Source organism: Alkalihalophilus marmarensis DSM 21297 (assembly GCF_000474275.2).
In the GTDB taxonomy this organism is placed as follows: Bacteria; Bacillota; Bacilli; order Bacillales; family Bacillaceae_D; genus Alkalihalophilus; species Alkalihalophilus marmarensis.
Map to the genome: position 1 here is coordinate 22,111 of NZ_ATAE01000052.1, position 11,619 is coordinate 33,729.

At 33.3% G+C, this 11,619-nt stretch carries 10 protein-coding genes and 1 pseudogene; 2 read left to right on the forward strand and 9 right to left on the reverse strand.

Going from position 1 to position 11,619, the window contains the following annotated elements; genetic code table 11:
• Positions 1–148 precede the first annotated feature (148 nt).
• From A33I_RS17575 to A33I_RS17585, 3 genes are read right to left on the reverse strand one after another with little or no spacing between them, the layout of a single operon-like run.
• Positions 149–532 (reverse strand): DUF6262 family protein, encoded by a 384-nt coding sequence (locus A33I_RS17575; RefSeq protein ID WP_022629638.1) that lies wholly within the window; start codon positions 530–532, stop codon positions 149–151.
• A complete protein-coding gene (locus A33I_RS17580; RefSeq protein WP_022629639.1) occupies positions 525–2,561 on the reverse strand; it encodes a tyrosine-type recombinase/integrase in 2,037 nt (678 codons plus the stop codon). Before A33I_RS17580 ends, A33I_RS17575 begins: the two co-directional genes overlap by 8 nt.
• Positions 2,561–3,652: a tyrosine-type recombinase/integrase gene (locus tag A33I_RS17585; protein ID WP_022629640.1), complete on the reverse strand. Its 1,092-nt coding sequence runs from the start codon at positions 3,650–3,652 to the stop codon at positions 2,561–2,563. Before A33I_RS17585 ends, A33I_RS17580 begins: the two co-directional genes overlap by 1 nt.
• Before the next feature lie 129 nt (positions 3,653–3,781).
• Here A33I_RS17585 and A33I_RS17590 point away from each other — a divergent pair.
• Positions 3,782–4,480: pseudogene (locus A33I_RS17590) on the forward strand (Tn3 family transposase); the annotation flags it as partial.
• A gap of 289 nt (positions 4,481–4,769) precedes the next feature.
• Here A33I_RS17590 and A33I_RS17595 read toward each other — a convergent pair.
• A complete protein-coding gene (locus A33I_RS17595; RefSeq protein ID WP_022629641.1) occupies positions 4,770–5,726 on the reverse strand; it encodes a calcium/sodium antiporter in 957 nt (318 codons plus the stop codon).
• A gap of 595 nt (positions 5,727–6,321) precedes the next feature.
• Between A33I_RS17595 and ytvI the strand changes: the two genes are divergently transcribed.
• Positions 6,322–7,299, forward strand: a complete 978-nt coding sequence (gene ytvI / locus A33I_RS17600) for a sporulation integral membrane protein YtvI (RefSeq protein WP_235806205.1) — start codon at positions 6,322–6,324, stop codon at positions 7,297–7,299.
• A 93-nt stretch (positions 7,300–7,392) separates the two neighbouring features.
• Here the strand turns inward: ytvI and A33I_RS17605 are convergent, their stop codons facing one another.
• The 5 genes from A33I_RS17605 to A33I_RS20380 form a co-directional block, all read right to left on the reverse strand.
• Entirely contained in the window at positions 7,393–7,761 is a 369-nt protein-coding gene (locus A33I_RS17605) for a ComEA family DNA-binding protein (RefSeq protein ID WP_022629642.1), read from the reverse strand.
• Positions 7,762–7,803: 42 nt separating this feature from the next.
• Positions 7,804–8,448: a phosphatase PAP2 family protein gene (locus A33I_RS17610; protein WP_022629643.1), complete on the reverse strand. Its 645-nt coding sequence runs from the start codon at positions 8,446–8,448 to the stop codon at positions 7,804–7,806.
• A 309-nt stretch (positions 8,449–8,757) separates the two neighbouring features.
• Positions 8,758–10,224, reverse strand: coding sequence for a potassium/proton antiporter (locus A33I_RS17615; protein ID WP_012961218.1), 1,467 nt, complete (start codon positions 10,222–10,224; stop codon positions 8,758–8,760).
• 18 nt (positions 10,225–10,242) lie between these two features.
• Complete coding sequence (locus tag A33I_RS17620; protein WP_012961217.1) at positions 10,243–10,806, reverse strand: tyrosine-type recombinase/integrase; 564 nt, start codon at positions 10,804–10,806, stop codon at positions 10,243–10,245.
• A 672-nt stretch (positions 10,807–11,478) separates the two neighbouring features.
• The coding region (locus tag A33I_RS20380; RefSeq protein WP_201783218.1) for a transposase at positions 11,479–11,619 on the reverse strand (141 nt) is incomplete at its 5' end.

An 11,619-nucleotide genomic window follows, 5' to 3' on the forward strand; every position in this document is an offset into this window, starting at 1 on the left:
TTTATTTATTTCTAATACGACATTAATGGTCTTTATCCATTATTCGATCTTCAACAATCTGGCCAGATTGCGGAATACAACTTATCTTTTAAATGGCATTGTCATATTACACAAAAAAATCAATCAGGGAAGGGAAAATCGTAGGAACTTAAATTCCCTCATAAATCTTCCCAAATTGAATTTTCAATTGTTCTTTAATTTCTTTATTTTCATTTTCTAAATCCTTGACTCGCTTCCGTAAGGAAGCAATAATTACATCTTTTGATGCGTCACTCATATTCCTTTTAACTTGTTTTATTGAGGAGAGACCTTCTTGTTGTTTGCGAAGTGTTTCGATTCGATCTCGGAGCTCTGTATTTCTGTATAGAAATGCCTTTGAAACCCCTGATTCTGCAGATACAGAGTTAAAATTGATTTTTATTTGTTTTTTTATCATCTTTTTGATCGTTTCTTCAACTTTTTGAATGGTCTTTTCCGTTTTCAACTTCGCATGTTTTATAATACCTTCGGTATTTGGGCTTTCATTAGACATTTTGCATCACCTTTTCACGTTCATTTCCAACATACTCACGTCTAGTTTTATCCAAACCAAAGATACCACCAGTATGTAGTAAACCACTTGCTAATTCTTTATATCTCTTTAATTTGGGTTCGATTAACTCAATAGAACGTAACCTTCCGGATTTTTTGTATACTTCAATATCAGCTTCCATTTTAGATATTTGATCTTGATAATAGCCGAGAAAAGTCTTGTCAACGTGAAAACTTCTGCAGTTATTTTTAATACACGGTGGTTCCAATGTCTGTTCAAGAAAATCACAATGAAGTTTTGGGCTTTTTACACAAAACCCATGATCTAAACGAATGGAGTCCATGTTGTGCCGTATCCACTCCAGTTCAACTCCATTTTCTTCAGCCTGTTGAGCTAAATCAGCGACAATAACTTCTCCATGAGTATCTAGTCTTACTGCACCATTATCTCGAGCCTTTTCCCATTCATCACGTAGTGTTTTATCATGAATTTGGGCATAGACTAATGTCATTTCAGGACTGGCATGTGCCATCAGTTTTTGAACATGAAGGATATTCATTCCGTTATTAATCAAATTAACACCGTAACGGTGTCGAAATGCATGATTTTTAAACCAATAAATTTCTCCATCCTTGTCCTTAATATTACATCTATTAGCTAGTTTATTAAGGTTCAGCTTAATGGAATCCTGTGATATGGGATTACCCATCCTTTTCCCTTTTAGTATTGGAAACAAATATTTCTTAGGGTTCGTGTCCGAAGTTGATCTCTTTTTTGTAAGTTCTTGCTGCGCTAAGACCACATTAGCAATTTCTTCTGAAATAGGAACTTTATGATTTTTATAACTTACTTTTCTTTGATCTCCGATAATCCACCAACCATCTTCTTGATTTACTAAGCAGTCAATTTTAAGTGATAAAACGTCACTTATTCGAAAACCTGTAGCTTCCATTAGAAGAATTATAGGTATATGATCTGAGGAAAGTTGGTTAATATGGTAAACTAACTGTTCCCATACTTCATCCGGAATATATTTAATTTCATCAGCTTTTGCTCTTTTCTTTTTAGGGATATCTTCAATTGACAATAGTGAAATTACTGACTTTGTCGGAGCTTCTTCCCATTCGAATTTCTGTATGTATGAGATAAACGTTTTAAGGTCTATTAAAAAACGATTTACATAATTGTGATCTGGATTAATTAAATATTTTCCCTTTTTAATAGTGGAATGTCGCAAGTATTCAATGTACTCCTCGATATCCATTCTGGATAGCTGGTTTAATTCTTTCCACTCAGGATGTTTATCCTTCAAAAAGGTGAAGAAAAACGAAAGTCTATTTAAATAACATACGGCTGTAGAAAAGCTAATGGATTGCTGAAAAACTAGGCGAGTCTTTATATATTTTTTAAATAATTGTCTATAAGGTTGCGGAACCTTCGAAAAGTCTAATGAATATCTACTGATTGTATTGTTATAATTAATCTTCAATTTTCGAACATCCCAACAATCCTTATCTGTTTCTTCACGTTCATCATAAAGGTGATAATAAAATTCATAAACTTGAAGAAATAGTCTAATATACAAGGATGGTTGAACTGTTGGTGATATCCATGGTGATGACTTTTTCCGGTGTATAATTTCAACTGATTTTCCATTCTCTACAAGAAATGTTCGATATTCTGTTAGAAACTTTTCTTTCGGTATATCAATAATAGAATCTAAATTAGCATAATATCGAGAGATGAATTCTGTAAAAACTTTAAGACATGGAGAATAATGCATAAAAGCATAGGTAATCGAAATCCTTGTCTCCTGTAACCCCTTATAAAAATAATATTTTAGTTCATTTTTTAATCCAAGATTTTGTACCTTATCAAAAATCAATTTTCTATTCCAATCATAGTGTTTATCCAAGAAGGGACATTCTTGTACATTCCACACATCATTTGCCCAATATCCAAGTAATGGTTCATTTATCTGTTCCAGATGGTGGGGAAGGGGTTTAATTTCCAATGCACTCTGTATCATTATTTATCTCTTCTTCCCATTTTTTTATTTGATTGAGCTTGTTCCCAGCTTCCACGTATGGTTTCATCGGATGCATGGATATAAGTCTGTATGGTTGTTTGAACGTGTGCATGCCCTAATAACCTCTGTATGATGGCAATATCTACTCCTGCTTCATGTAACTCTGTAGCATATGTATGCCGAAGCATATGAGGGGTAAAATCTATTCCTGTTTTTTTCTTCATCCGTTTAATTAAAGAACGTACAGAACCATCAGTCATTGGCTTACCACGATTTGGTCCAGTTAAGGTGATAAAAACATAATTGCTATCAATTTCGTAAGAATGAAAGTCTATTAGATAATCTTGAAAGAGATTCATAGTCTCAATAGATACATAAATTTTTCGTTTTTCCCCATCGGATGTTTTGGATTTCCTCACCGTAATAGCATTTTTACCTATATCAAAATCCTCTACCCACAGAGAAAGGGCCTCTCCAATACGTAATCCCCCTTCATATAATATACGGAATAATAATTCATCCCGTATATTGCTGCAAGCATCATGGATCACTTGGATTTGATTTTTACTCAAAGTTTTGATTAAACGCTTTGGTTCCTTAATCTTTAAAATGTTTTTATCGTATGAATTCCCTTTTGTAATGTGGTGGAGGAAAGGTTTAAAAGTCTTAAAACGCCCTGGGGCTTGTTTTTTTAACTGATCATTTACATTTCCTCCGTAATCCTCATTACGAGTCAAATAGTCATAGAACCCCATGACACATGTTATGACGGTATTGACCGTTTTTTCTGATCGTTTTGCTAAGGTTTCTTCAAAATAAATGACTTTTGTAGATTGATCAGGAATTCTCAGCCATCCGATGAACTGAGCCAAAATATCAAGGTTTACTTCTTGATATTCTAATCCACACTCCTCTAGGAATTGAAAGTAAAGCTTTAGATGGTAACAGTATGATTTTAGTGTGTTTTCAGCTTTTCCAACGTTATCTAAATACTTTATATACTTTGCAACCGGTATGACAGGATAGCCATCCTTGTCAATTAACAGATATCTTTTCTTCTCTTGAATAAGAACCTCTTGTACTTTCAACATTACCACCCCCTGGTTTCTTAGGATACTTTATATACATAAATTTCATAGTACAGATAATGATTCTATAAGGAAATAAAAAAGAAGTAGTTGTTATCGTAAGATACGTTAATAACTACTTCTAATGATAGTACAATTAAGGCTGGTTACACCGATCAGGTTTTTGGATTAAGCCATATATTAGGTTTTCGCTTTGCTCCTAGAATGCGAGATCTATCTGACTCTAAACTTTATGTCATGGATAAATCCAATGTTTATTCAAAGATTGACAGCATTCTACGAGGAAAAATCAACATTAAGATTATTCAAGATAACTATGATGATGTCTTACGATTAGCACATTCCATACGGGAAGGTAGAGTATCGGCTTCACTTATTTTAGGAAAGTTAGGATCTTATTCTCGCCAAAATAAAATGGCAACAGCATTGCGAGAGATGGGTAGAATTGAAAAGACAATCTTTATATTAGACTATATTTCTAATGAAACATTACGCCGGCGTATCCAAAGAGGATTAAATAAGGGTGAAGCTATGAATGGATTGGCAAGAGCCTTATTTTTTGGTAAACGTGGAGAGTTACGGGAAAGAGGATTGCAAGATCAACTTCAACGAGCTAGTGCCTTAAATATTCTTATAAATGCTACTACAGTTTGGAATACCGTTTATCTCACAGAGGCTACAAAGATATTAAAAGAAAAGGGCTTATTAAAAGAGGAGTTATTACCTCACATTTCCCCATTGGGTTGGGAACATATAAATTTACTTGGAGAATATTTATTTGATTCGAAAAAGGTACCCAAATCAAATGAATTACGACCTTTAAAGATATAAAAATTATGCTGATATCTCCTTAGCGTTGGTGATATCAGCTTATGTTTTCCATTTATTGTCTTAACGTGGGTTTTATGACAAAATGTTGGTTATACCCCTTTAATAAAATTCGACATTTCCTATCAAGGGTATAGATGTTTTTAACTATTGTAAATAGTTGTAACGTAAAGGTTTTGTAAAGATTTCGTAAATGGATTTGAACTCAAGCTCAAACAGTTTTGATTTTGAGCCTTTTTAAGCGTTATTTTACTCTTTATTAGCTGAATATATATTATGATAAGAGCCTTTTTTAATTTCTAATAAAAATATAGGTCATATATAAAACATATGCTAGAACAAGAACAATTCCTTCTATCTTACCTATTTTAAAGTTTGTTCTTGAGAAAACAAGTAAAACTCCAGTTAAAACAATCATAAGGATAACATCTATATATATTTTACTTTCTACAGCTAGCGGGGAAATGACCGAGGCTGCTCCAAGTACGAATAAGATATTAAAGATATTACTTCCTACAATGTTTCCTAACGCAATTTCACTTTCTTTTTTAAGAGCAGCTGTAATAGATGTGATTAGTTCTGGCAAAGAAGTACCGATCGCTACAATTGTTAAACCAACCAATGTTTCACTCATCCCAAATGAATACGCAATGGTTGTCGCGTTATTAACTACAAGGTCACCACCAAATATAATTGCTGCAAGTCCACCGATGGTTAATACAATGTTTTTCTTCCATGATACTATTTTTGATTCTGTGTTATCTTGTTTCCCCTTTTCACGACTATTTCTTGCTACCTCAAAGATATAATATAAAAAAATAGCGAAAAACAATAAAAATATTAAGCCATCACTTCTAGTTATAAGATTTTGACTTACGGTTTGAAGAGTTACATCGCTAATTAGGATTAATAAGGAAATACTTGCTAGTAAGGTGAAAGGAATTTCTTTTCTTATTGTTTCACTTTCTACTTTAAGCGGAGTAATAAACGCAGCTATCCCCACTACAAAAGTAATGTTAAATATATTACTACCAACCACATTTCCTATTGCAACGCCCGCATTTTCCTGAAGAGCCGCGACAATACTAACCGTTGCCTCGGGAGAACTAGTACCAAATGCAACAATGGTAAGGCCAATGAGTAAAGGTGAAACATGTAAAGCTCTCGCCATACTCGATGCACCATGCACAAAAAAATCAGCACCTTTTATAAGTAGCATAAAGCCAATCAATAATAAAACATATGACATTCTACCTACCTCTCTTCTAAGGGTTTTTCCTGAAATTTATTTTGAGTATTTTTACAGTGAGGTTTCTAGAGATTATATATCTCCATTTACCTTTGCTGCAAAAGAAATAAAAGAGCAGGATGACTTGTAATATAAATGAACCTGTTAGATACGAAAACAGCCTTTTATTAACAATTCATAATACCCCACATTTTCATATTCAATTATTTCACTCAGTATCTGGCTTTCCAATATAAACTCTAGTGTATATCGGCTGAAGTTTTATTCGGCAAGTCCTAGTTTTTAAGCAAATATAGCGTCTTTCATCCATGTATTAACGTTTGAGCTAAAGTAACAAAAAGTTGATTAACCCAGTAGATAAACAGTAGGATAGCTTCACGACTAAGGTTTATGATTGAAATACAACTTTTAATAGTAGCCACTAAAGTACATGAAACTAATACGATTTATCTATAAGCACCTTTATCCTTTATAAGCGTTATGTTTAGTATGATAAAATTAGAGAAGCATTTTCATTTAAAAAATACTTTGATGAGAGGTATACTTTCTTGAAAGAGTGGTTAATTAAACATAAATTTCTGTTAGTCCTTGTTATTTGTTCTATTATTGGATATTTTGTCCTTCCATTGGCTTTGCCACTTGTTTTGCTTGGTTATCTGCAGTTTTACTATCTCCTATTGTGAGACTATTAGAAAAGAGAAGGATAAAACACGATGTAGCCGTAGTCATTATCTTTACTTCATTTCTAACCTTAATAAGTTTAATTGGAGTTTTAGTAATAACAAAAATTTTTATACATATTAATGAATTCGTACAAAATGCTCCAACTTATTTAAACCATGTCACGAATGCGTGGGTCGTCATTCAATATGACTTTGAACGTAAATTTGAAGATTTGCCGCCTGACTTTGTTAATGAAATAAACTTCCATGTTATTAATACATTAGAATCTACGCGAATCCACTTAAGTAATATTGACTTTATTGGTGGTGTTTCCAATTTCATTGTAGGGATTCCCAGTTACTTAGTTTCACTCTTAGTTTATTTAATAGCTCTATTTTTAGTTTTATTAGATTTACCAACATTAAAAAGCAAATTTTATTCGTTTTTGACTGCTGACACTTCAAATAAGCTTACTTATATGCTTTCACGCTTAAGGAAGGTTCTTATTGGCTTTTTTAAGGCACAATTCATTGTCAGTATTCCAATCTTTATCTTGTCTTATATAGGATTATTATTTATTTACCCTGATATCGCTCTAATTATGGCACTCGTTATTTGGTTTATTGATCTAGTACCTCTAATAGGATCAATTATTATATTAGGACCATGGGCATTCTATCAATTTATAATTGGCGATACTGAATTAGCAATAAAGCTTACTATCTTAGCCGTTGTTTTACTTGTTATTCGACGAACAGTTGAACCAAAGATAATGGGAAATCAGATTGGATTATCTACATTAGCAACCTTAATAGCACTTTACCTTGGATTAGTCCTATTTGGAGCAATCGGACTAATTTTGGGGCCATTACTTGTAATTACTTTAAATCAACTAGAGAAGCAGGAATAATAAAATGGAAATTCACTATATAAAAAAGGATCAAAGAACACGTGTTAAAAAAATGAAAAAATCAGTCACAGATAATGTATGACTGATTTTTCATTATTCTCTTTCTACACAAGCGAGTCCCTGTCTTCTAATGTCATTAAGTTTTTCTCCATAAATACCTCTTACTAAAGCAATACTATCAACCACAATATACGGTCTATTTTCAATTAATTCTAAAGCTTTTTTTTCATCAATATGAATAATGTTTGTTAAATCGTCTGCACTAGCACTATTTAAATCGATCTTATTATTACAACGCTTATTTTCAGTGGATTCAATATTTGTTCTATATATTGACGGAATATCTATGTGTTGGGTGTTGCTGTCGTTACCCTCTACCTCCCCTATAATTGTACTGTTACATCCAAATAAGATCACTAAAGGTATACATAACATTATCAATCTCAAAACCATCACATCCATAGCAAATTTCTTAATTCTTCATTAGTTTTAAAATTTAGATTATCATCTAAGTTTCATGGGGGGAAATTTTTTCTCAAAGAGAAATAAACAACCATAAAACCAACTTATTGAAATCAGAATAGCGGCAACAATATCTGAAGTATAATGAACATCTAATACGACTCTACTTAAAGGAATACTAATGATTAAAAAAATTGAAATGATAATAACCACTTTTGCTATCCATCTCTTGGTGAGACTTTTTGTAATATAAATAACGAATAATAAAAGGATTACACTTCTCATTGTGTGCCCACTCGGGAAGCTATAGGAAATTAGATCAAGGGAACTTCCAAATACTTCAATTTCCCTTTCTTCTCCTGGACGCTCTCGTTGATAAAACAGTTTGAGTCCAAGGTTTAGAAGGACTCCCCCCACTGACAAGAAAGAAAAGAACCAAAATAGCGTACTCTCACTCTTCAGCCATAGCAATACAAGTAATAAAGTTGTTAACAATAAAATAGATTCACCGGAACCTATCTCTGTCATAACTTTCATAAAACCCAAAAATAAACCCGCGTCCTGAATTAGTTCTCGTATAAATAAATCAATACTAAATGTGTGTCCCCATCTAACCAATTCTGCAATGGTGATAAATGAGATTAAACATATTAAGTTAATAATCAAATAACGATATTTTATCCACATAAAAACACTCCCTTACTCTACAACTGAGCAAATTTATATTATAACGTTACCAACTGTCTTTTTAACAGAGCGAATTCCCTGTTTAAATCTGAATTCGTTTCGAGGGAAATGCATAAAAAAAGTAAAAGGACGTATGGACGAAAGCATCCTCGTCTGCGTTTAGGGAGTTAGATACTGACTTTATTTAATGGTGCTTTTAATCTATGAAAGCCCAAAAAAACATCATCATACTGCTCTACATGAAATGATGGTAATAAACCTTAACATTTAATAGTTCCCCACTTCATGATGAAATAGAGAACTATTATTTTATTTTTGCTGCAACATTTTCTTTAACTCTTTTTTACTTTCTCTACTAACTAAAATGTATAAAATATCTCCAACCTTAATTTCTGTTTCCCCATATGGCGTAATGAGTTCATCTGTCCTAATAATTGCATTAATTAGGACATCTTTTGGGAAGTCTATGGCTGCAAGTCGCTTATTTGTAATGTTCGATTCTTCGCTTACTTCAAATTCAAGAATTTCGGCGTTTGCTTTACCAATTGAAACAAGTTCTAAAGAGTGAGGAGGTTCGATCTTAGTTGGACCAATAAGCCCAAGTTTTTCTGCAAAAATGGCAATAGTTGAACCTTGAACTAAGGCAGAAATTAATACAACGAAAAAGACGACATTAAAGAACAATTGACTATTCTCTAAACCAGCGAGCAACGGGAACGTTGCTAAAACAATCGGTACGGCACCTCTTAATCCAGCCCAAGAGAGGAAAATTCGTTCTTTTAGATCATAACCCATTTTCATTGTGGAAAGAAAAACGGCTACCGGTCGTGCAATTAATACCAAAGTAATCGATAGTAATAAACCCTTGATTATGACATCTAACGTGATTAATTGAGATGGGAATACTAGAAGACCTAAAATCGTAAACATTAAAATTTGCGCCATCCAAGCAAATCCTTCGTTAAACCTAAAGATTGATTGACGATACGTCAAATCTGAGTTACCAATTACCAATGCTGCAACATATACAGCCAATAATCCACTCGCTCCAATAATATCCGTTAGACTATAGGTTAATAAAGCAAAGGCAAGAGCGAATACAGGATATAATCCACTTGAATCTAGGTTAATCTGGTTAATAGCAAAAGTCGCTAATCTTCCTAAGAGAATCCCTACTATTAAACCAATTCCCATTTGCCAAAAGAATGATCCAACAAGTAATAGATACGATGGACTTTCTGTGAGGATTAATTCAATGAAGAAAATTGTCAGAAACATTGCCATAGGATCGTTGGATCCTGATTCAGCTTCAAGTGTCGCACCTAACCTCGCCCGAATATTTTGACCTTTCAAAACAGCAAAAACCGCCGCTGCATCTGTCGAACCGACAATTGCACCAAACAAAAATCCTTCAAGCCACGAAACCCCTAATATTAATTTTGCAGCTAACGCAACTATAACTGTTGTTAAAATCACACCTAATGTAGCAAGAGAAAGTGCGGGTTTGGTCACGGATTTCACCGTTGACCATTTTGTCTGTAGTCCACCTTCAAAAAGAATGATAATTAAGGCAAATATACCGATCAATTGGGCCAATTGAGGATTATCAAAATGAATAAGACCTAAACCGTCACTACCTGTAAGCATTCCTACAAGAATAAAAAGAATAAGAGCTGGTACGCCCACACGTGATGAGAATTTTGTTGTTAGAACCCCTATGATTAAAAGGAGAGCACTTAATAGAATAAAATAATCGTTATAAGACTGATCAAACAAAATAGAGACTCCTTTCTTTTATAAATTCACATCTATTTTAATATGATGTTCTTCATTTTTATCTATACCAATATAGCGTAGCGTTTCAGCTGGAGTAGTATGATTATAAATCGACTTTAATAAGGAAATCGCAATTCCTTTTCGATATGCATGATAACCAAACGTTTTTCTAAGAGTGTGAGTTCCAATGTTTCCTGAGATTCCTACTTCCTTAGCAGCATTATTAATAATTCGATAAGCTTGCTGACGTGTGATCGGCTGGTTTTGCTTTTTAGATCTAAACAGAAAATCATCGAGTTGATATTCTAGATTAAATAAGTAATTGTTTAATGCTATTTTCACTTTTGTATTTAGATAATAAGCTTTCCTTTCAAAATTTTTATCATCCAAAATACAAAGAAATTCTTTGGGGTTTCCTTCATCCCATACATCTCCTACTTTGAGTTTTAGTAAATCGCTTACTCTTATTCCTGTATTAATCCCAAGTACAAAGAGAAGTAGGTCTCTATCTGATTTATCTTCTAATTTCTTTTTTATTTCATTTATCTTTTCGATATCTTTTATGGGGTCAACATATTCCAATAAATTTTCTCCTTTCTAAAATGTTACTTAACATCGATTATATCATATAATAAGTAACTTTAAACTGTCAAAAGATTAGAAAGCATTGGATTCATAACTTCTTAACCTATTTCGTTTAAAACTATCAACTAAGAAGTCAAAATGTACTGGTAGCGATGCTAACTTTGTTCAATACAAAGTGCTATAACCGACCAATCTTCAATCTTCCTTAAAATACCGAGCCTGCAAATGTCACCAAATTTGAACTTTAAAACTCTGGCGCACATAAGGAAGTTGCCCCAATGGAGAGTAAACTATGTCCTATAGGTTAAAGTCTATTTGAACGAAATATTACGACCAAAGTAGGCTTCATACAGCAGATTGTAAAAGAATTGTTCATACCCATACTACCAAGAAAGAACTTCCCCTATTAGTGAACCTAAAACAGAAGAAGCACCTGAACTGGAAATAGAAATAAAAAAGAAACAAAAGAGAATCCTAAAAAGAAAATGCCTAGCTTTTTTTCATCCACCCAATGCAACAATTTTTAGATCGAGAAAATAAATAAAAGCTCTCGTACGAGAGCTCAGATTGTTGAGAAACCCCACTTTTTAAAAAAGCGGGGTTTCTTTTACTGAGTCAGACATCTAAAATATAAAAGAAGTGAACGTCTAAAAAGGATGGCAAACCACCTCACCCTCTAGTGAGGTGGTTTGCGATCTTCTTTATGTTCTGTGCAATAGCAGTCATTAGTGCTTGTTCGCTCGCGCCCTCTAAGCTGCGTAACCGGCAGTAGCGAAGCCCGTGGAGTTGTTTTGAATCCGCAAAGCTTCG